Below are 20,721 nucleotides of genomic sequence, written 5' to 3' on the forward strand. Positions count from 1 at the left end.
TCACACGCTCCGCAAACGGTTGCGGATATCGAGCGCCTCGATCAATGCGTCACCGAACAGGTTTATCGAGATGACCGTGATGGCGATGGCCAGGCCCGGAAAGATGATGATCCAAGGTGCGATGAAGATTTGTGCCGTCCCACTCGACATCATGGCGCCCCAGCTTGGTGTTGGCGGCTGAGCGCCAAGGCCGAAGAAGCCGAGCGTGGCTTCCAAGATGATCGCGTCTCCGGTCGCAAGCATGCCGGCCACAATCACCGGCGTCAGCGCATTGGGCAGAAGGTGGCGAAAAATGATGTGAAAATGCCCGGCGCCTAGATTGGTCGTTGCCTCGACGTAGGTCTCGTTCTTTAGGGCCATGATCTGCGCACGTGTTAGCCGCGTGAATTGCGCGAGGTAGGCGATCGAGATGGCGACCATCGTGCTTTCCAATCCTGGGCCGATAATAGCGATCAGGATCAGCGCGATCAGGATCTCGGGAAAAGACCAGGTCAGATCGACGACCGCGGTGACGGCACGGTCGAACCAGCCGCCGAAATAACCGGCCATCGCGCCTAGCGTCAGTCCGGCCGCTACCGAGATCGAGATAGCGGTGACTGCCACGGACAGTGACGTTCTCGCGCCGTAGATTATGCGGGACATCAGGTCTCGTCCGAATTCATCAGTGCCCATCCAATGGGCCGCGCCGGGCTCAGTGTTCGCGCCCGGCAGGTTCTGGATGTCGTAGGCATAGGGTGCGATCAGCGGTGCAAACAACGCGCAGGCCACAACAAGCACCAGGACAGCAGCAGAAACGCCGCCGCGTGGCGACCAGATGGCCGTCCTGATGGGAGCGAAAGCCGTCATCATTTTATCCTTTCACGCACACGTGGGTCCATCGCGGCTTGAACGATGTCGCCTAGCAAGGTGCCAAGCATCACCGCGACAGCGAGCATCAGAAGGGCTCCCTGAACGACCGGGTAGTCGCGCTGGTTCAGCGATGTAATCAGCAGTGAGCCGAGACCGGGGCGGGCAAAAACGAACTCGACGGTAACCGCGCCGCCAAGGATCCAGCCGATGCGGAGCGACAGGATCGTGACAACGGGCAGCAACGCGTGACGCAGCACATGACGCAATTCAATTCGCCAAGGCGGAACACCCTTGGCATGCAGCATCATGACAAAGTCCTTGCGCGCCGTTTCTATCATGGCGACGCGCGTTACCCGAGCGACAAGCGCCACTCCTCCAAGTCCTATGGTCAGGACCGGAAGGACCAGCGCATCCCAGCTTCGGGCACCCGACACGGGAAACCAGCCAAGCTGCACCGCAAAAAGCATGATGAGAAGCAGGCCAAGCCAGAAACCCGGTACGGTCGACCCCAGCAGGATCAGCGTCATCGTCACCCGATCGATCCAGCTGTCCTTGTAGATCGCCGCCAGCGCGCCGGCGGTGATGCCGACCACCGTCGAAAACAGAAGCGCCAAGGCGCCAAGCGACAGCGAATGCGGAAGGTTTTGGGCAATCAGATCCGCGACTGGGCGGCGCAGGATTATGGCGTCACCCAGATCGCCGGTCAGGGCGTTGCCGAGCCAGATTGTGTATTGCTGGTAAAGCGGTTTGTCGAGGCCGTACTTGGCCGCAAGCGCCGCCTTTTGCTCGGGCGAGGAATTGATCTGGACAAGATTGTCGATCGGATCGCCCGGAACCAAGTGCACGATCATGAAGATGACCAGTGACACGGCAAGGAACACCGGAATGAGCAGCAAGAGCCGCTTGATGAAAAAGCTGATCATTTCGGGGCCTCGTCCGTTAGGGTCGCGGTACGACGCGGTTCAGTTAACCGTGATGTCGACCACGGTCTGGCTTTGCAGACGCGTTCCCCGAATGGCCTCAGGCACGAAAATGGCCTCTTTGTCATAGGCGTAGATCTGGACGGGCTGATAGATCGGCGCGAAGACGTACTGGCTCAGAACATACTCATGGTAGGTCGTGAAGTTAGCGACCCGCTCTTCCCATGTACGTGAACCACTCATGGCAGCGAGGTTCATTTCATCTGCCTTAGGGTCGTTCCACATCGACACGTTCGGATAGCCCAGGCGCTGACCGGAAAAGAACCAGTCGATGATGTCCGCATTGGCCCAGGAATAGGAGCGGACCGCCAGCTGATGATCGGTGCCCTTGCGATACTGGTCATTGATAGTGGCGCTGTCAAAGACCGTGATGTCGGCACCAATGCCAACGGCTTTCAACTGGGCTTGGACCACTTCGGTCACACGTTTGAATTCGGTCCCGTTCTGGGTCCACAGCGCAACCTGCAGTTTGGTCCCGTCCTTTTCCCGAACACCATCAGAGCCCATGACCCAGCCGGCTTCCTCCAACGCGGCGGTGGAGCGGTCCGGATCGTAGGAAATTTTGAGCGCCGGATCGACGTTTGCCGCCAACAGCGAGTCGATCAAAAAGGTATTGGCGACCGAACCGACGCCGCCGTAGAGATTATCCAGAATTTCCTTCTGGTTGATGGCAAAGGCGGTGGCCTCGCGCACCTTGATATCGGTGAATGGCTCAACGGTCGTATTGATGGGGATGTAGAACAAACCGGTCCCGGGCATTGTACCGACTTGAACCGACGCCTCGCCTTCAAGGCGTGGCAGGAAGTCGGTTGGCACGCTGTAAAGCAGGTCCACACCGCCAGTGCTGAGTTCAAGGAAGGCGGTGGAGTCCTCCGATATCTCTCGGAACGTCAGCGTCTTGATATGCGGCGCGCCTTGGTTCTCTGACAGATCGGACGCCCATGCGTAATCCTCGTTTGCCGACAGCACCGTTTCCTGACCAACCGTGAAGCTTTCTAGTTTGAAGGGCCCAGAGCCTACCGCAGAGGTCACGCCGAAATCATCACCCAGCGCATCGAAGGCTTTGGGCGAGGGAATACTCATGAAACCCGATGACATGTTCGACAAGAGGTTTGGATCGGGATTCGCCATCACGAACCTGACGGTCAAATCGTCGATCACTTCGACGCTTTCGATAGCGGCTGTCATGAACGCATTTTCGGTCTCGGCGAATTGCGGAATCCACCACACGATGGTTTCCGCGTTGAATGGCTCACCATCGTGGAAGGTCACTCCCTCGCGCAGCTTGAATGTCCACGACATGCCGTCGGCCGTCGATTCCCACTCGGTCGCAAGCTGGCCGTGGAATGTCTGGTCGGCGTCCTGAATGACCATACGGTCAAAGATCAGGGTAATTGCATCGTTGAGTTGAGTGCCGTTGATCGGGTTGTAACTCGGCGTGCCGACGTTCTGTGCGGAAACGACGAATGTCGCTTCCTGAGCGTTGGCGACAATGGCAAGACCAAACACGCCGGCTGAAACCAGCATTGAGCTTGCGAAAAGTCGTGTCTTGGAGATATAGCGCATTGCAGAATTCCTTGTTGTTATTGTTATCAATGGTGGTCTGCGTCAGGCCGATTTGCTCCCTGACTGAGATGTGCGATTGCTAGGTTTTCCGATATAGCCGGTGAACCGGCTATATAGCTGCGTGACGGTTTCCATCCTCGCTTCGACCTTCGGGCCGAGCTCCAGAAACACGCCGTTGACTAACAGGTTGGCCAAACTTGCCATCTGGGCCGTGGATTCCCAGAATTGGTTGAATTCGGTGGGGACGACGAACATCTCGTCGACAAGATCGCGCCCCCAGTCGCAGAATGGATCGGTCACCAGTGTCACTGGAATCCCGGCCTTCTTTGCTTCGATCGCAAGGTCACGCGACAACCTCGAATAGCGGCGGGCCTCGAACATCACGAGGCACGACTGGGTGGGGTCCGAGACCAGCACTTCGGCAAAACTGCCCCCGGCAAGGTCGAGCATCCGCACGCCGTCGCGCAGATATTGCAATTGATTGACCAGTATCTGCGCCATACCCCGTTCGGTCTGGAACCCGACCGCGTAGACATTGGGAGTGGTCGCCAACCGTTTCACGACGCGCGTCCATTCCGACGTCCGCGCAAGTTCGTAAATCGCGACCAGCGCCGAGATTTCAAGTTCCAGCCCGGCCGCGAGCTGATCCTCGCCCGCGGCTGCCCTCTTGCGTAGATCCTGAAGCCTGTCGCTGACGAGCCAAGGTTGCTGGCCTATGTCCTGCTTCAAATGGTCCTTCAGGTCCTTGAAGCTCTTGTAGCCTAAGGTCCTGCAAAATCGACCGACCGTCGGCTCGCTTACTTCGACTTTCGCTGCCAGGCTGGCTGCCGTTTCAAACGGAAGGTTGGACAATTCCGAGAGCATGAAGTTTGCCAGTATCCGGTCGGCCTTCGAGGCTGTGGCCAGACTGGTTGTCAATCGCTCGCGAACGGATGCGCTCATACCCGAGTATCCCCTTCTGGTGGCGAAAATGAAAGTTTTATAACATTTTGTCAAAGCATTTAATTTTTATTGCAGCTTAAATGATCTGCATCTGTTACCGGTTGAAGATCAGATGGTGAGTGATGGCAAGATGCCGCAACGTTCCCGTCCCGTTTGCCATCTCTCGAACTGGCGAGGGCCCACTTGACCGGCTGAAAATGAAAGACGAGTCAACACTATGTACCATTACGCCGTCATCGGTGCCGGAATTGCAGGTGCCTCGGTGGCCTTCGAACTCGCCCAGATCGGAACCGTCGCATTGATTGAGGCAGAGTCTCGGGCCGGCTATCACAGCACGGGACGGTCGGCGGCGCTCTATACACCCAACTACGGAAACGCCGTGGTACGCGGGATCAATGCAGGAAGCGGTCCGTTCCTGGTTGATCCGCCAAGTGGCTTCGCTGATCATCCCCTGCTCTCACCACGTGGGTTGCTGACGATTGCCGGGGCTGGACAAGAGGCCCGCCTCGACACGATCGTGGCGTCTGCCGCGGATGAGGCGCCGGTTCACCACTTGTCGGCGACACAGGCTCTGGCGCTTGTGCCGCTTCTGCGTCCGGAAGTGGTCGCTGCGGCGTCCTATGAATCAGGCGTAATGGACATCGATGTGGACGCGCTTCATCAGGCTTACTTACGTGGTTTCAAGGCGTTGGATGGACATCTCCTATGCAATGCGCGTGTGCGAGGGATTGACCGCCGCGCAGGGCAATGGAGTATCGAGGTCGCCGGCAGCACAGTTGAGGCCGCCGTTGTGATCAACGCCGCCGGCGCATGGGCGGATGAAATTGGGGCGATGGCCGGCGCCCGGACACTCGGGCTGGTCCCGAAGCGTAGAAGCGCAATTGTCGCCGATGCACCTGTGGGCATGAGTATACAATCGCTACCCGCCGTCGACATGGCCGACTCGGAGGCATATCTCAAACCCGAAGCAGGGCTCATAATGGCGTCGTTCGGCGACGAAACACCGACCGAACCACAAGACGCGCAGCCCGAAGAGCTCGACATTGCTCTGGCCGCTGATTGGCTCCAGCGTCACACCGTTATAGACGTGTGCCGCATAGCACACAGTTGGGCCGGACTTCGGACTTTCGTGTCCGACGGCGCCCCGGTCGTGGGATTCGATGGTGCGCTAGACGACTTCTTCTGGCTCGCAGCGCAGGGTGGTTATGGGATCATGATGGGACCGGCACTGGCGAAAGCATCCAAGTCTCTTATCCGACACAACCGCTTACCGGACGATCTCGAACAGCGCGGCGTGTCCCAAAGCGCAATCTCGCCCGCACGTCTGTCAGAGGTGCCATCTCGATCAGCTATCGAGTCATCTACTTGACTGATCAACTTGAATTCGCCGTTCCCAGCCAATTTGAAATGTCGTTGCAAAATCGCAAGCTGCTTGCGACCAGTCGCAGTACGGTCATCTGCCATATTGCGAAGCTTCGCCGTTGATCAGCGCCCTCCTTCGACAAGCTGCGTCGTGATGGCCGCTGTCCTGGCAAAAGCCCGCAATGGGCTGCTTCCGAGCTTATCAAGGACAGCTATCTGCGGATTTTGTCTGCCAGTGTGGCCCGCTTCATCGGTCAAAGTGGGTTCTTGTGGGGCCATCAATGCGGTGAGGAACCAGTATGATCGAAAGCACCGGTCGCGCTGAGATCGGCCCATACCGGACATTGAGTTCGAGGCGGATGCTGCGAAGCAGCGTTACGTATGGGTATAGCCCAACGAGACGTTCCACCGTTCGCGACAGATGGCCGAGGCACCGCGATTGGTAGGCCGGTGTCTCCCTCGCCTCAGATCTTCGCCGGTTAAGCCGGCTCTTCGACCCGGAGCGGATGATGGCAGGCCACGTCCCCGCCCGCGCCCGACGCCGCGCGGCGCGGCACCGTTGATCGGCAGAGGTCCGTCGCTTGGTCGCAGCGCGGGTGGTAATGGCATCCCGGCGGCGGATCGAGGGGGGACGGAATCTCGCCCTCGATCGGCCGGAACTCCTGCCGGCGGCGGTCGAGGCGTGGCACCTGGGCCAAGAGGTCGCGCGTATAGGGGTGCCGGGGGTGGCCGAAGATCGCATCGGTCGGGGCCATCTCGACAATGCGGCCCAGATACATGATCGCGACCCGGTCGGCGATGTGCTCGACCACGCTGAGGTCGTGGCTGATGAAGAGGTAGGTCAGGCCCAACTCCTCGCGCAGGTCCGCGAACAGGTTGATGACCTGCGCCTGGATCGACACATCGAGCGCGGCGATGGCTTCGTCGCAGACGAGGAAGCGGGGCTTCACGGCCAGGGCGCGGGCGATGCCGATCCGCTGGCGCTGCCCGCCCGAGAACTGGTGCGGGTAGCGGCGCTTGAGGCCGGGATCGAGTCCGACCTTCCGCATCAGGTCGTCTACGTAGTCCGGTGCCTCGGCGGCCGTGACGATGCCGTGCAGGCGGGGGGCCTCGGCGACGATGTCCTCGACCCTGAGCCGCGGGTTGAGCGACGAGGACGGGTCCTGGAAGATCATCTGCACGTCGAGATTGGCGCGGCGGCGTGCCTTGGCGTCCATTCGGTCGAGGGACGTGCCGTCAAAGAGCATTTCGCCGTCGCTCGCGGCGTGGATGCCCGCTACGACCCGGCCCAGCGTAGATTTGCCGCAGCCCGACTCGCCGACCAGCCCCAGCACCTCACCCGGCCGGATGGAGAGGTCTACGCCGTCGACGGCGTGAACCGTCTCCTCGCGCACGTTCGCGCCCAGGCGGCCCGCGATCCGGCCCGCGAGATCGAGACGCTTGGTGAAACGCTTAGAGACGCCGCGCAATTCGATCAGGGGTGTCATGCCATGGCCTCGCGCGAGGCGGCGAAGGGATCAATGCAGCGATAGGCCCGCACCCCTTCTTGGGTGACGCCGGGTGGGACGTTGCAGCGCCCCGTGGCGCGCTTGCAGCGGGGCGCGAAGGGGCAGCCCGGCGGCAGGGCCAGCATGTTCGGGGCCATTCCCTCGATCTGATAAAGACGCTGGCCCCGGGCGTTCGAGGATGGCACCGAGCCCAGCAGGCCGTAGGTATAAGGGTGGCGGGGATCATCGATTACATCACCGGTCGGCCCCGTCTCGACGATCCGGCCCGCATACATGACGGCGATCCGGTCCGCGAGGCCCGCCACCACGGCGAGGTCGTGGGTGATCCAGATCATCGCGGTGCCGGTGCGGCGCACCAGCTTCTGCGCCTCGTGGAGGATCTGAGATTGGATCGTGACATCGAGTGCGGTCGTCGGCTCGTCGGCGATGATGAGGTCGGGCTCGTTCAGGAAGGCGATGGCGATGGCCACACGCTGCCGCATCCCGCCGGAAAGCTGATGGGGATAGGCGCGCAGCCGCTCTTCGGGGGCCGGAATGCCGACCATGCCGAGGGCATCGCGGGACCGGGCAAGCGCCGTCCGCCGGTCCACCTTTTCGTGCGCGAGGATCGCCTCGACCATTTGGACGTCGATCCTAAGGACCGGGTTCAGCGTCATCATCCGGGATGTCGCAATCCACGCTGTCGACATGGACACCGACACCGACATGGACGGCACGCTCGAGGTCGCGGACGATACGACCGAGACGGACGACATGGGCATGATCGTCTATGTCAACAATGACGACGACGGCGGGATGGGGAACGATGCGGTCTCCAACGACGTGATCGACGGTGCGACGGACAAGACCGAGCTGTCTGAACTCACGATCCGCCGGAACGCCGCCATCGCAGCCGGTTCGACACTCACCCTCGAGGTATCCGACAAGACGAAAATCCGCATCTTCGACGAGACTGACACGGCGCGAATCGGTCCCCCCGCCGCCGATGGAGGACCGGACGCGGCGAGCTACGACATTCCGATTGCAGGCATCACCGCGGGCGATCTCGTTTATCTTGTCGAAGCCGTCCACGGCGGCGAGATCGACGTGACGCTGACCCTTCGCGATGCCGCATCCAACGTGATTGGCACCGACGAGATCAAGCTTCAGAACAATGTCCATCGCGAGCCCGGCAACACCTACTCGACCATCCGCAATCGAATCACCGCGCGTCAAGCGCAGGCGGGCCTGATCGGCCTCAAGGGATCGCTGACTGGGGCGCAGCCGGTTGTCTCATGGGACCCAACGCCGCCGCGGTTCAAGACGACATCCTACTGGATCTCGCTTCAGCGCAACGACATCTCGAAGTGGATCCAAACAGGAGTGCGCGCGAAACTGGACACTGCGGGCACCTCGACGGCCGAGCTCTATTTCGAGTTCGTCCCTGACTACCCCGGCTACTCGGCGACACCGCCCACCTCGCCACTAGGCTACCAGATATTCACGAAGGCCGGGGCGGGTTGGACCACCGGCGACTTCGAGGTGGAGTTGACGGACAGCACGACCGGGGAGGCCGAGGCACGCCATGTCGGCTCAGCATGGAAAACCGTGACGCACGCATCGATGATCGGGTCCTCTTTCCAGAACCTCCAAATCGGCACAGAGCCGAAACAGACGGTCTCGCGCATCCCCGGGTCGAGCGGCTCGCATGCCACCGTCACCAATCTTGAATACCGCGACGGCACCGGGTGGAACCCAACGACGCTTACCCGTACCGATATCGAGATCGATAGCACCGATGGCCGCGGCAACGTCACCAGCGTCAGCGCCGTGGCGCCTTCCAACACCGCCGATCTTGACGACATGAACTACGAGTGGGTCAGCGGAACCGAGTTCGAGATTTGGGACGATAGAAATTGATGCGATACCTGCTTCTCACTCTCCTTCTGCTCCTCGCCGTCGCCGCGCGCGCGCAGGACGATGCGGTCGGCCTCACCGAGCGTGCCGAGACGAGGGCCGCGCGTATACTTGCGCTGAACCGCAACGATATGGAGGGCCGTATCAAGCCGATCTCGCCCCGGCGGGGCATCGCGTTTATCGAGCAAGCCCCGGAGGTGCGGCCCGCGATCCTCCACGATCTCGTCCTCGGCGAACGGCGGACAGACGTGCCCGTCACCGCCTTCCTTGCGCGGGACGGCGGGCTGCTGCGGCTTGAGTCGGTCGCGACCATCGAGGACCCGCGCCGCATGAGCGTCGATGTCCAGGAACAGGGCACACGCGATTCCGGCCGCCGGATCGTGGAGATGAATGCGATCACGGACCGGCAGTCCCTCGCGGTGGCATAGGACCTGATCGAACGGCGGGTCCCGTTGGAGAAGATCGACGAGTTCGAAATCCTCAGCGTGTTGTTCGACTTCGGCGACGAAGGGCCGCCGCGCCCGGCACTGATCTTTCACCTCTGGGGCCCCGAGAACCCGCTCGGAATGCCCGAAGACCTCCCGGAGCTCGCGAAAAACCGTATCCGCATCATTTACGACATCGAGCGCGGAGAAATCTCCGCAGACAACCTGCTTTAGAAGGTCCGGACGACACCGCCGGCGGTCCGTCACGCCGCATCTGGACGCGAAATGCAAGGGAGCCTGCACCCGACACGCAGATGAAAGAGGAGAGATAGAATGGCACGCTGGATCACGTTTTGCGAAAGCCTCGCACTGGCCGCGCTGCTGCTGACGTCACCTGCGGCCGCCCAGGATGTGGGTGCCCCGCTGCTGATCGACGTGCCGGCCTCCTCTCCGAACGGGATTGCCCACGACTCCGCGCGTGACAGGCTTCTGGTCAGCGACACGGGCGGACGCCGGATCTTGCATGCGGAGGTGTCGGCTCTCGAGACCGGCGCGGCCAGTTGGCAGGATTTCGGGTTCGTTGCCGCAACGACCGATGCCGCGGCACTGCTGGCGCCACAGGGACTCGCCGTCGATGCGAACGGCAACGTTTTCGTTGCCGATTCCGGTCGCGGGCGCGTCTATGCTTTCCGGCGGGACGCCACGGCCGACACCTATGCGCTGGATCCGAATTTTGCCTCTACGACGCTCACGAGCGTCGACGGCACTGCGATCATGCGACCGCGCGATGTTCATGTCGCGGATGACGGCCGCATCTTCGCGACCGACAGCGGAAACGCGCGTATCATCGTTGCCGACGACATCGACGACATGAGTTGGTCGGTTTGGGGGTCGAGCCCCGACTGGGGCCATATCTACGGGATCGAAGTCGAACCAGACGGGTCCTTGCTTCTCGCGGCGCCCGAGCAGCACGGGGTCCGCGTCGTCTCAGGCGGGCCTGGCGCCGGGTCTCTGATCGGCCGCTACGGCACCGACCAGCGCGGCCTGCGCTACCCGCGCGGCGCCGCGCGGCTCGCGACCGGCGACATCCTCGTCGTAGACAGCTTCAATCACTGGCTCAACATCCTCGGTCCGGTCGGCCAACATCGCTTCGCGCTCGGGAGCGCGGCGCTGTTCCATACGCCCGCGGCGGCGGTGGTCGACGACGACGATCGGATTTTCTCCATCGACTCCGGCTATGATCGCGTCGTCGCCTGGCTGGGCGGCGATGCCCCCTTCGACACCTATGTCCGCGACCACGGCTTCGATGACGGAACGGAGCCTTCCGGCGATCCAGGCAGTTTAGCGCTGTCCTCGCCCGACATCGTCATCCGCCACGATCCCATCACCGATCTTGCATCAGTCACCCCCGAGAGCTTCGCCTCGATCCCGTTCGAGCAACCGCGACACGATCGCAACAACTACGTCTATGCGCGCGTGTGGAACACCGGCCCGCTGCCCTCGTCCCCGGCACAGCTGCGTTTCTTCTGGGGTGACCCTAACGGTCCGCTGGACTTCCCGGACGACTGGGAGGTGGACGGATTCTTCAGGAGCTGGTCGAGCCCCGCGGTCAACCAGCCGGCCAACTGGCTGTCTCTGCCGTCCATCGACCCCATGAGTTCGATCCTCGTCGGGCCGATCGTCTTCCGACCCGCCGATCCCGACAGCTTGCCCGTGCCCGACGGGCGCGCCGATCTGTTCGCGCGGATCGTCAGCAACGACGACCCTAGCACCGGTGTAAGCGATCTCGACAGCGTCCGGCTGTCCAACAACGTGGCGCGTCGGGGCCTTCTGGTCACCAAAGCGCCGTTCCCGACCGGGCCGCAGGATACGCTGGTGGTGCTGGCCGACTTCTCGGCACTTCCCGGCCCCGCCGACCAGATCGAGGTCGAGCAGCGCATCGCCGAGGTGGGCGACTGGATCGACGAGGTCTCCTGCGGCACCGCGGAAATCAACCCTACCTTGCGCGGCCCGATATCGCTCGACCACGATCGCGCGCACTACGAAAGCGGCGACAAAACCATCCTTGTCGATCTGACGCTAGAGCTGATGGACAAGCTGCTGGACACCGACCCGACGGTGCTCGACGGACTCGATCCGGCCGATCCCGCCGACGATCTCGACCGGCTGGTAATCGTGCTCGACGATCCGAGCTTCACTGGCAATTACGCCACGACCGGAAGCTTCCCTTTCGTCATCGACGGCGCGGTTCGGCGGTTCTCAGTCTCGATCCAGGGTCCGGACAACACGACGGAGCAATACGCCTACGGGTTGTCGCATCAGTTCGGGCTCCTCGACCTGCTGGAGCATCCCGACGCTGATTTCGCGCGGCCCTATGCCGATGGCTGGGATGCGCTGGCCGAGCCTATCAACGGAGTGCATCCGCTGGTCTGGAACAAGATGCATGCGGAATGGCCGACGACGGCGGATGTCGGCGTGGAATGGGTCCGTCGCCCCGAGAGCCCTGTCTCAAGCATCCAGGTGCCGCTCGCCTATCAGAGTGCCGCACCCGCAGAGAGCACCGCCGCGACCGCCTTCGGGTTAACCAGGGGTCTGACGACCTTCGAATCCGAGACCCACAAGATCTGGGCCGAGGGCCGTTCGAACCTGCTGGGCGACGCGGATGCCGAACTGCCGATGAGCGGGGTCATCGTCTATAACGCGAACGACCTGATCCGACAGGGACTGGGACCCGTCATCCTGCGAGATCAGGTACCCGGCACGGCGGACGACCTGACCGACGCCGCGATCCCGGTCGGTGGGTCGATGACGATCCCGGGTACCGGCATATCGCTCAGCGTCGGGCCCGAAATCGCCGATCCGCCGGGCGTGATGCTGACTTACGATTACGACCCGCCCGTGACCGACTACGATGTCGGCATGGTCCAGGGTGACCCGTCCTGGATGTCCCCTGCGATCTGGATCGACAACCAGTCCGACGGCTACGATGGCGAGGAGGGCCGGGTGCCTACACCGTCCGATGCTCCGGCCATCGAGGGCGAGGAAAACCGCGTCTACGTGCGGGTGGAAAATACTGGACCGGCAGACGCCTACGACGTCGAGGTCGCAGTCTATTTCTCATCGCCCTACCACACCGTCGATGGCGAAGGCGCGTTCGACTACTTCGCTTCAGTGATCATACCCGTGGTGCCCGCGGGAGGCTCCGCCGAGACCTTCGTCACATGGACTCCCCCGGCCGGCGAGGGCCCCCACCACTGCGCCCGGGTCGAACTGCGCCGCCTGCTCAACGACACGAACCCGGGCAACGATACGGCCCAGCGCAACCTGCGGGTCGAGCAGAGCACGACGTCGAGCCCCTACACGCCGGTCTCGACCGACTTCACCGCGGCGAACGCGGGCGAGAAAGACAAGCTGGTTTACTTCACGGCCGAAGGCATACCAGACACCTGGGAGTGGTCCTTTGATTCGGCGAAGGCCCTGATCCCGCCCAGCGTCACCCACGCGGGCCTCTTCACCGTGACGCCCGACGACGATGCGCCGGTCTGCACGACACAGACGATGCAGGTGCAGGGATGGCGCAAGAGCGGCAACACCCTGATCCGGCTCGGCGGGATGACAGTGGATGTCGATCTGAGGCGCACGCAAGGGCTGAAGTCTGACACCCGCGTCTCAGAGTGTCCAACGCGGAACGCCGAGGAAAACCAGGAACGCTACAGGGCCGCAAGCTGGGAGCCGAACGGCTACACCACCGATGACGTAAAGCGTGGCCTCCTGCCGCCTTGGATCAAATCACCGCGGATATGCCGGGTCGTGCAGACGTCCGGTTGCACCGATCCGGCGCAGCCGAACCAATCGATCACGATCCGATACACGAACGAAGACGGCTCGCCGGTCTACCGGCAGGTCCAGACGGATGCGAGCGGATGCTACGAGGACTTCTTCGTAACCGCCTCGGGTGGTGAATGGGAGATCGAGGCGACCTATCCCGGCACCGCCTGCGCGGGAAGCGCGGTCGATACGGGCCGGATCGAAGTCGATTTGCCGCGCAATAATAACCCGGATGGCGACGGGATATCCGACGGCAAGGAACAACAGGGCGACGTGGACGGAGACGGCATCCCGAACCACCTAGACCCCGATTCCGACGGCGACGGCGCCCCGGACGGCCGCGACCGCGCGCCATACGATCCCGCCCCCGCCGACCGCGGCCTCGCCACCGCATCGGACAACCCGTCCTGGATATTCGAGCCGAACTATGGCCAGTCCCGCACGGGCACACATCTGGGACGTGGTCCCATCGTTGGCCTAATCGCCGAGGCCATCGACATGAAACTGAGGCTGCCTCTCCGCTCCGACCGGGACGGCAAACTTCGCGCCGTGGCCAACACGCTGGCCCCGCGGAATCTTAAGTCCCAGGTGCTCTCCTTCAAGCCCGATGCGGCCCCCGGTGCGGCACCCGTGGCTCTCTATCCGCTCGACCGCCGGCATCACTATATTAAGGCAGCGCCCGGCGTCTCCCGTCAGAATGTGCCGACCTACCGCGCAATGCGTTGGCAATCGCTCTGGTCCGGTATCGACTGGACGCTCGCCGAAGCGGAAGGCGGCTCTGGGCTCGGCTGGAGCTTTGCGATCAGGCCGGGCCACTCGCCTGAGAAGATCAGGTTTATCGTCGAGGGCGGGAAGCCAGAGGCCACCGGGGACGGCGGACTGCTGATCGATACGGGGGGCGGTGTCGTCCGCCTCGCGCCGCTGCGCGCGGAAGCCACTTTGAATGGGCTGACGAAGGACATCGAAGTGAAGTTCGTACCCGATGGGCCTGACGCCTTCGGTCTCGCCGTCGAGCGTGTCGACGAGAGAGCGGAGGTCGTGATCTGGACCCGGCTAGAGGTCGGCGATGCGGCCGCGCCGCAGCGGACGGGCGTCGCAACGGCGGTGGCGCGGTTGGTCGGAGGCGATCACGAGTGGATCTCGGACGTCACGGTCAGCGCCGACGGCACAACGGTGGTAGCCGGATCGACAGGCGACTTCGACTCTCGCATTCGACCCGGGCCAGTCTTGCTCGAATCAGACGGGTACATCCTGCGCGCGGACAAGGAACTTAAGGTCGAAAGCGTCACGTTCCTCGGCGGCCCGGATGCAGACGCGATCACCGCGCTGGCGACGGACCCGCTTAGTCGGATCGGTTTCGCGGGCTACGCCGCGTCGAGCGGTCTTCCCTTCGGCACGAGCCCCCGGTCTCCCGCAGGCGGGATCGACGGGATCGTCGGCCAGATGACTGCCGACGGCAGATCGCTGGTCGCGGGCGGCTACTTCGGTGGACGCGAGGATGACGTTCCGCTCGCACTGGATGTACAGGCCAGGCAGGGTGTTTCCGTTGCGGGCTGGACCCGGTCACCTGGGATGCTTGCGAACTTCTCTCCGACGCAGTTCGGCGGACACACCGACGCATTCGTCGCAGATTTCGGGAGCTTCGACGGCCCACTCGTGGCGGGCCGCTATATCGGCGGGAAGAGCGACGAGGCCGCCACGGAGGTGCGCATCACGCAGGCCCAGCGCCTTGTCGGGGGGATAACGGCGTCGTCGGGCTTCGCACGGGCACAGGGCTTTCGCGGCAGCCTCCGCGGCGAAAGCGACGGGTTCCTCCTCGCCCTGCGCCCGCGCGAGAGCCGGATCGTCTGGGGCCACCTGGTCGGCGGCGACGGGCTCGACCTCGTGACCGGGATCTCGGTACAGGACGACCGCGTCACCGTCAGCGGCACGTCGACGGAACTTCGCGCGCTCTCGCCATTCGAGGGCGATCTGAGACCAGGTCCTGAGGGTGAAACCACCGGTTTTGCGGCGATCTTCTCGACCAACGGCCGACCGCTCGGCGCGCTGGCCCTTTCCGGATCTAAATACGCCGAAGCGATGGACATATCCGTGCAAGGCAGGCTCTTCACGGCAGTCGGCACGCGCGGCCAATCGATATTGGAACCTAGCGGCGCGGTTTGGCAGTTCGCTGCGGGCGGGGACCTTGAAGCAGCTTTCCAAAGCGGCAAAGGAGAGGCCTACATGGCCATCGCGAGCCCTGCTCGCGCGCCCGTCGTCGCCGGAACGCGCATGTTGTCTCCGCGGCCCGGCGCGACCGAAGGTGTCTTGCGTCGCATCGACACGAAGCGGACCGCGTCCCTCGGCGAACCGGGACGAGTGTCGTTTGAGCGGTCCGAACTCGCCGTTTTCGAACGCGACCGGCGGCTGGTGCTCGATCTCGTCCGGGACCCCGTCGCGCTGGACCAATCGCGCGACGTGGAAATCGTGGTGGAGGTGGTCGCGCGGCGCGGGTCGGAGGTCGTCGTCACCGTGGTGGGCCGGCGCGAGGTCCGGTTCGAGACCGGCGGGCGGAGGGCGCAACTCGAACTCGACTTAGCGGGCGAGCTCGATCTGTCGCGCTTCGAAGAAGCCGACGAGGTTCAGGTCACGGCCCGCTTCGCCTCGGATGGCGACGCCAGGGACACCGAGGCCGGCGGCACTGTGATCCGGCTCGCGAGGCCGCGCTGAGCTCTCCGTCTTTTCGGGTCGTGCGAGACTGGCCATGCGCCACCACGGCCAAGCCCGAGGTCATGAACACGGATCAGAGCAGCAAGTTCACATCCATCGAGTTAATCAAGACCCTGAAGGATGCCGACATCCAGATCAGCATCGACGGAAAGGGCGCTTGGCGGGACAACATCTTCGCCGAGCGTCTCTGGCGCGGGCAGAGGCCCGATAAGGCATATCTCAACTCGTCGTCACCAATCCTGGTGCCGGCATAACCGAGCGGAAAATCCACTCACGAAACAGCTCAAAACTGTTCAAACGAACCGAACCATCCCTCTATGGCCCAAGCCGCAGAAAACGAGACGCTGCAACCAACTTAAGACTGCTACCAAGGAGTACTTCCATCACAAAGGCGCACAACCCATTGAGAAGGACTTTTCTAAACGCTTAAATTCCAGATGTCGAAGCGGGTTTTATGAACGAGTTCGCTATGACTATATTCGACCAAGACACAATTTCTCTAAGTGCATTGGCCTCAGATTTTATACTATTCGTGTCTGTTGGCATGGCTGTCATCGAGGTTCATCAACACCAAGTTCTTCCGTGTATCTGTACAGTCGACAGACTTTCGCGAGGTAATCAAGCACGAACGACTGCTTTTTCACATGACCATCTGGTCTATCGCACTTGCAGCGAACTTCCGTTTCCCGCCGTTGCTGTTTTTCGCTGCCGTAGCGAAGCGCGCATAGCAGCCACTCGTTCTAAGGTCACAAACGGCGGCTTCGTCCGCAGACTGTGAGTTCCGCTCGCTTGAAGGTTCGCGCTTGCAGCGAATGGCGGCTCCGAAGGGCGCGCCGCAGCATCTCGACCCATTGGACAACGGCAGCTCTGGGCCGGGAAAGCAGGGTGCTCTGATAGGCTCCGGATGTGCTTGAGAGAGAGTCTTCCAATCCCTAGTCGACCCAATTGGAACGCGCTGGATGTTCCATCCAGGGGTCTCATATGGGAGGAGCACCCTGTCTGCCATGGGGGTCGGTGCCATTGGGACATAATTCGCCTAGCTGCGGCCTCCTCAGCAACGAGGGTCTATCAGGCCTTTCTAGCTGTGCCGTGATGCACGCACTGTCGTAGGGCCAACCTAGTCCTCAGTGATCTCGCTCTTGCCCGTAAACGAGGCAAATTGGCCTAGAGCGCCCAATTCGTCGGCATTGCCGAACAATGCCATGTTGACATGCCTGCCCAACAGCTTGCCGGTCGACCACGTCATCGGCCCACTTCTCCTACCCGCGGCCCACCGCTGCGAAAAACGGCCGACAGGGCCGGAGACATGGGGAACGTAACTATGAAAAGATTTCTTCTGACCACCGCCGCCATCTTGGCTGCAGGGAGTGCCGCCGCGCAAGACTGCGCCGATCCGATCAAAGTGGGAGTGCTGCACTCGCTGTCCGGGACGATGGCGATCTCTGAGACCACGCTGAAGGACACGGTCGAGATGCTCGTGGATCAGCAGAACGAGGCCGGGGGCCTGCTGGGCTGCGAGATCGAAGCTGCGGTCGTCGATCCCGCCTCCGACTGGCCGCTCTTCGCCGAAAAGGCGCGCGAATTGCTGACGGTGGAAGAGGTCGACGTGATCTTCGGGTCCTGGACGAGCGTGTCGCGCAAGTCCGCTCTTCCGGTCCTGGAGGAATTGAACGGCCTGATGTTCTATCCCGTCCAGTACGAAGGCGAAGAAAGCTCGAAAAACGTGTTCTATACCGGCGCCGCTCCGAACCAGCAGGCGATCCCGGCCGTCGATTACTTCCTAGAGGAGTTGGGGATCGAGCGGTTCGCCCTACTGGGGACCGACTACGTCTATCCGCGCACGACCAATAACATTCTGGAAGCCTATCTGGGGTCCAACGGCGTGGCTGCAGACGACATCTTCGTGAACTACACGCCCTTCGGCCATTCCGACTGGGCGACGATCGTGTCGGACGTGGTCGCCATGGGCGAGGAAGGTCGGCCAGTTGGCGTGATCTCCACGATCAACGGTGACGCCAATGTGGGCTTCTACAAGGAGTTGGCCGCGCAGGGCGTGAGCGCCGACGACATTCCCGTGATAGCCTTCTCGGTCGGTGAGGAGGAGCTTTCGGGCTTCGATACCTCGGAGCTGGTCGGCCACCTTGCCGCCTGGAACTACTTCCAGAGCGCGGAATCCGAGGCCAACGAGGAATTCGTAGCTGCCTGGAAGGCGCGGATGGGCGAGGATCGCGTGACCAACGACCCGATGGAGGCGCATTACATCGGCTTCAACATGTGGGTCAACGCGGTCGAGGATGCCGGAACCACGGACGTCGATGCCGTGCGTGATGCGATGTACGGGCAAGAGTTTCCGAACCTGACAGGGGGCACGGCGGTGATGCTGCCGAACCATCACCTCGCCAAGCCGGTCCTGATCGGGGAAATCACCGAGGACGGGCAGTTCGACATCGTGTCGCAGACCGAAGAAGTGCCGGGCGACGCCTGGACAGATCACCTGCCGGAAAGTGCGGTCCTGACCTCCAATTGGCCGGATCTTGGTTGCGGGATGTACAACACCGAGACCGAAAGCTGCGTGCAGATTCAGTCCAACTACTGACGCCGCCGTTGGGGCCGCCTGTTGCGGCCCCGAGGGTTCTGTTCGTCCAGCGAGCCGCCGCGCGGGCGGTCGCCCATGCGCCGAGGCGCTTCGATACCAGAGAAGAGACGCCGCATGCGCCTGATATTCGTCTTCGTCCTGTCCCTGACGATGGTCTCGCCCGCCACCGCCCAAACCGGTACGCTGCAGGAGGCGTTGCAAGTCCATGCCGAGGACATCGCATCCCCCTCGCGCCGGACGATTCAACCTGTGCTCGACGATCTGGCCGCGTCGCAATTGCCCGGAATGCCGCGCTTTCTGGAACGTTGGGCCGCTCGCGAAGTGGTGCAGCGCGATGCCGACGGTCTCTTCTTCTATGGTGAGCGAGACGGGGACGACTATATTCTAACCTCCATCGAGGACGAGACAGAGGCCGGCATTTCTCCCCGGGGGGGCACGAGCGAGGTACGGCCGAATGCCGGCGTGCGCCGGCTGATCGGAACGGCTCTTGTGCAGTTTCGCCTGAATGACCCGGATCCTGCCTTGCGCCGGAAGGCTCTCTCCAGTCTCGCACGCTCTCCCTCAGCGGAACTACTGGCGCCCCTGCGCGCCTCCATCGAGGGGGAGACGGATGCAGAGATCGCAGCGCTCAAATCCGCACTGGACAACCGCCTGACGACGCGGTTTGCCGAAGACCCCGCAGAGCGTATCGCCGCCATCGAGGCGCTGTCGCAGGGCGTCGCTATCGCGGATCGGGCCACGCTTGCACAGATCCTGACTGTGCGCCGAACGGTCAGCGACGGTCCCCCACTGGAGGAGGACAATGTCGCTAAGATCCTCCAGCCCGGCGACGATTTGACCGTGGCTGAAGCCCATGCGCTCCTGGTCGAGGCGGAACTGGCCGAGGCCCCGGTCGATGCGCAAACGCGCGATACCGCCCTCATCGCCGCCATCGAAGGCGATCAAGTCGCGGGCACCCCCGTCGCAACCCTGGACACCGAAGCCGCGCGCTGGAACGCCTATGCAGCTCTCACGTCCGCCACCGTGCCGAAAGACGGCTGGGGCGAGATCCCGATGGCCGACTTCGAAGGCGTGACCTTCTACGACCGCTACACGGAACCGGACGCCGCCGTTACTGATGCCGCCTCCGCCGCGCTGGCGGGGATGGAGGCGCGGCTCACGGGACATAAGGCGGTGGATCTGGGGCTCGACGCCCTGAGCCTCGCCAGCATCTATTTCCTCGCCGCCATCGGTCTTGCCGTCACCTTCGGTGTCATGGGCGTCATCAACATGGCGCATGGCGAGTTCATCATGATCGGGTCCTACACCGGCTATGTCGTGCAGCTTCTGATCCCCGACTATACGCTCAGCCTGATCGTGGCGCTTCCAATGGCCTTCCTTGTCGCGGCCGCTGCGGGTATCGCACTGGAACGGATGGTGATCCGTTACCTGATGCACCGCCCGCTTGAGACGTTGCTGGCGACGTTCGGCATTTCGGTCGCCCTCCAGCAGATCGCCAAGAACGTCTTCGGGACCCAGGCCGTGCCGCTGACCTCGCCCGATTGGTTGGCCGGATCGTGGATCATCTCGGACGCAATCGGTATCTCGTGGATCCGCGTAGCGATATTCGTCCTGGCGCTCGCGTTCCTTGCGCTGATCGTATTCATCCTGCGCCGTACCCGGCTGGGTCTCGAGGTGCGCGCGGTGACGCAGAACCCGGGCATGGCCGCCTCCATGGGGATCGACCCTGGGCGGATTGGGATGCTGACCTTCGGCCTGGGCTCCGGCATTGCCGGGGTCGCTGGGGTTGCCATCGGTCTCTATGCCCAGGTTACCTCCGAGATGGGGGCAGCCTACATCGTGCAATCCTTCATGACCGTCGTCGTCGGCGGCGTCGGTAGTGTCTTTGGCACACTGGCGGGGGCCGGCATGATCGGCGGGTTCCAGAAGGGCATCGAGTGGCTCAACCCGACCAACACGCTGGCAGCGCAGACCTATATGATCCTCTTTGTGATCGCCTTCATCCAGTTCCGTCCCAGGGGCATTGTCCCGCAGAAGGGGAGGTTCGCCCCGTGAATGCG

At 62.6% G+C, this 20,721-nt stretch carries 15 protein-coding genes; 8 read left to right on the top strand and 7 right to left on the bottom strand.

All coding sequences use genetic code 11. The annotated features are described in order from the left end of the window. From AAD018_RS09320 to AAD018_RS09335, 4 genes are read right to left on the bottom strand one after another with little or no spacing between them, the layout of a single operon-like run. A complete protein-coding gene (locus AAD018_RS09320; RefSeq protein ID WP_367316348.1) occupies positions 1-846 on the bottom strand; it encodes an ABC transporter permease in 846 nt (281 codons plus the stop codon). Continuing rightward, positions 846-1,772 carry an ABC transporter permease gene (locus AAD018_RS09325; protein ID WP_367316347.1) on the bottom strand — a complete coding sequence of 309 codons (927 nt, stop codon included), beginning with the start codon at positions 1,770-1,772 and terminating at the stop codon, positions 846-848. Before AAD018_RS09325 ends, AAD018_RS09320 begins: the two co-directional genes overlap by 1 nt. Positions 1,773-1,811: 39 nt before the next feature. Beyond that, positions 1,812-3,395 (bottom strand): ABC transporter substrate-binding protein, encoded by a 1,584-nt coding sequence (locus tag AAD018_RS09330; protein WP_367316346.1) that lies wholly within the window; start codon positions 3,393-3,395, stop codon positions 1,812-1,814. Positions 3,396-3,437: 42 nt separating this feature from the next. Continuing rightward, positions 3,438-4,337, bottom strand: coding sequence for a MurR/RpiR family transcriptional regulator (locus AAD018_RS09335; protein WP_367316344.1), 900 nt, complete (start codon positions 4,335-4,337; stop codon positions 3,438-3,440). Positions 4,338-4,554: 217 nt separating this feature from the next. On the opposite strand from AAD018_RS09335, the gene AAD018_RS09340 reads away from it, so the two are divergent. Beyond that, complete coding sequence (locus AAD018_RS09340; protein WP_367316343.1) at positions 4,555-5,706, top strand: NAD(P)/FAD-dependent oxidoreductase; 1,152 nt, start codon at positions 4,555-4,557, stop codon at positions 5,704-5,706. 472 nt (positions 5,707-6,178) lie between these two features. On the opposite strand, the gene AAD018_RS09345 is transcribed toward AAD018_RS09340, so the two are convergent. Both AAD018_RS09345 and AAD018_RS09350 read right to left on the bottom strand, forming a co-directional pair. Then, on the bottom strand, positions 6,179-7,186 hold the full coding sequence (locus tag AAD018_RS09345) for an ABC transporter ATP-binding protein (RefSeq protein ID WP_367316342.1): 1,008 nt from the start codon (positions 7,184-7,186) through the stop codon (positions 6,179-6,181). Next, positions 7,183-7,896, bottom strand: coding sequence for an ABC transporter ATP-binding protein (locus AAD018_RS09350; RefSeq protein WP_367316341.1), 714 nt, complete (start codon positions 7,894-7,896; stop codon positions 7,183-7,185). Before AAD018_RS09350 ends, AAD018_RS09345 begins: the two co-directional genes overlap by 4 nt. Between AAD018_RS09350 and AAD018_RS09355 the strand changes: the two genes are divergently transcribed. The 5 genes from AAD018_RS09355 to AAD018_RS09375 all read left to right on the top strand — a co-directional run bounded on the left by AAD018_RS09355 (position 7,895) and on the right by AAD018_RS09375 (position 16,319). Further along, on the top strand, positions 7,895-9,106 hold the full coding sequence (locus tag AAD018_RS09355; protein ID WP_367316340.1) for a hypothetical protein: 1,212 nt from the start codon (positions 7,895-7,897) through the stop codon (positions 9,104-9,106). The genes AAD018_RS09350 and AAD018_RS09355 overlap by 2 nt on opposite strands. Then, positions 9,106-9,531: a hypothetical protein gene (locus AAD018_RS09360; protein WP_367316339.1), complete on the top strand. Its 426-nt coding sequence runs from the start codon at positions 9,106-9,108 to the stop codon at positions 9,529-9,531. The genes AAD018_RS09355 and AAD018_RS09360 overlap by 1 nt, the downstream gene beginning before the upstream one ends. 24 nt (positions 9,532-9,555) lie before the next feature. After that, on the top strand, positions 9,556-9,762 hold the full coding sequence (locus AAD018_RS09365) for a hypothetical protein (protein ID WP_367316338.1): 207 nt from the start codon (positions 9,556-9,558) through the stop codon (positions 9,760-9,762). Positions 9,763-9,861: 99 nt separating this feature from the next. Then, positions 9,862-16,065, top strand: coding sequence for a DUF7948 domain-containing protein (locus AAD018_RS09370; RefSeq protein WP_367316337.1), 6,204 nt, complete (start codon positions 9,862-9,864; stop codon positions 16,063-16,065). 62 nt (positions 16,066-16,127) lie between these two features. Further along, positions 16,128-16,319, top strand: a complete 192-nt coding sequence (locus tag AAD018_RS09375; protein ID WP_412005231.1) for a hypothetical protein — start codon at positions 16,128-16,130, stop codon at positions 16,317-16,319. A gap of 863 nt (positions 16,320-17,182) precedes the next feature. Here the strand turns inward: AAD018_RS09375 and AAD018_RS09380 are convergent. After that, entirely contained in the window at positions 17,183-17,311 is a 129-nt protein-coding gene (locus tag AAD018_RS09380) for a hypothetical protein (protein WP_367316336.1), read from the bottom strand. 75 nt (positions 17,312-17,386) lie between these two features. On the opposite strand from AAD018_RS09380, the gene urtA reads away from it, so the two are divergent. Together urtA and urtB are read left to right on the top strand one after the other, a co-directional pair. Next, on the top strand, positions 17,387-18,661 hold the full coding sequence (gene urtA / locus AAD018_RS09385; protein WP_367316335.1) for an urea ABC transporter substrate-binding protein: 1,275 nt from the start codon (positions 17,387-17,389) through the stop codon (positions 18,659-18,661). 114 nt (positions 18,662-18,775) lie between these two features. Continuing rightward, the gene (gene urtB / locus AAD018_RS09390) at positions 18,776-20,716 is read left to right on the top strand and encodes an urea ABC transporter permease subunit UrtB (protein WP_367316334.1); all 1,941 of its coding nucleotides are present in this window, start codon (positions 18,776-18,778) and stop codon (positions 20,714-20,716) included. Positions 20,717-20,721: the final 5 nt, after the last annotated feature.

The sequence above is a fragment of the Aestuariibius insulae genome (assembly GCF_040783535.2).
Classification (GTDB): Bacteria; Pseudomonadota; Alphaproteobacteria; order Rhodobacterales; family Rhodobacteraceae; genus Aestuariibius; species Aestuariibius insulae.

Bases quoted from the DNA above. Each gene is read 5' to 3' on its own strand.
- AAD018_RS09320 (WP_367316348.1), bottom strand. From the start codon at position 846: ATGACGGCTTTCGCTCCCATCAGGACGGCCATCTGGTCGCCACGCGGC.
- AAD018_RS09325 (WP_367316347.1), bottom strand. From the start codon at position 1,772: ATGATCAGCTTTTTCATCAAGCGGCTCTTGCTGCTCATTCCGGTGTTC.
- AAD018_RS09330 (WP_367316346.1), bottom strand. From the start codon at position 3,395: ATGCGCTATATCTCCAAGACACGACTTTTCGCAAGCTCAATGCTGGTT.
- AAD018_RS09335 (WP_367316344.1), bottom strand. From the start codon at position 4,337: ATGAGCGCATCCGTTCGCGAGCGATTGACAACCAGTCTGGCCACAGCC.
- AAD018_RS09340 (WP_367316343.1), top strand. From the start codon at position 4,555: ATGTACCATTACGCCGTCATCGGTGCCGGAATTGCAGGTGCCTCGGTG.
- AAD018_RS09345 (WP_367316342.1), bottom strand. From the start codon at position 7,186: ATGACACCCCTGATCGAATTGCGCGGCGTCTCTAAGCGTTTCACCAAG.
- AAD018_RS09355 (WP_367316340.1), top strand. From the start codon at position 7,895: ATGGACACCGACACCGACATGGACGGCACGCTCGAGGTCGCGGACGAT.
- AAD018_RS09350 (WP_367316341.1), bottom strand. From the start codon at position 7,896: ATGTCGACAGCGTGGATTGCGACATCCCGGATGATGACGCTGAACCCG.
- AAD018_RS09360 (WP_367316339.1), top strand. From the start codon at position 9,106: ATGCGATACCTGCTTCTCACTCTCCTTCTGCTCCTCGCCGTCGCCGCG.
- AAD018_RS09370 (WP_367316337.1), top strand. From the start codon at position 9,862: ATGGCACGCTGGATCACGTTTTGCGAAAGCCTCGCACTGGCCGCGCTG.
- AAD018_RS09375 (WP_412005231.1), top strand. From the start codon at position 16,128: ATGAACACGGATCAGAGCAGCAAGTTCACATCCATCGAGTTAATCAAG.
- AAD018_RS09380 (WP_367316336.1), bottom strand. From the start codon at position 17,311: ATGACGTGGTCGACCGGCAAGCTGTTGGGCAGGCATGTCAACATGGCA.
- urtA (WP_367316335.1), top strand. From the start codon at position 17,387: ATGAAAAGATTTCTTCTGACCACCGCCGCCATCTTGGCTGCAGGGAGT.
- urtB (WP_367316334.1), top strand. From the start codon at position 18,776: ATGCGCCTGATATTCGTCTTCGTCCTGTCCCTGACGATGGTCTCGCCC.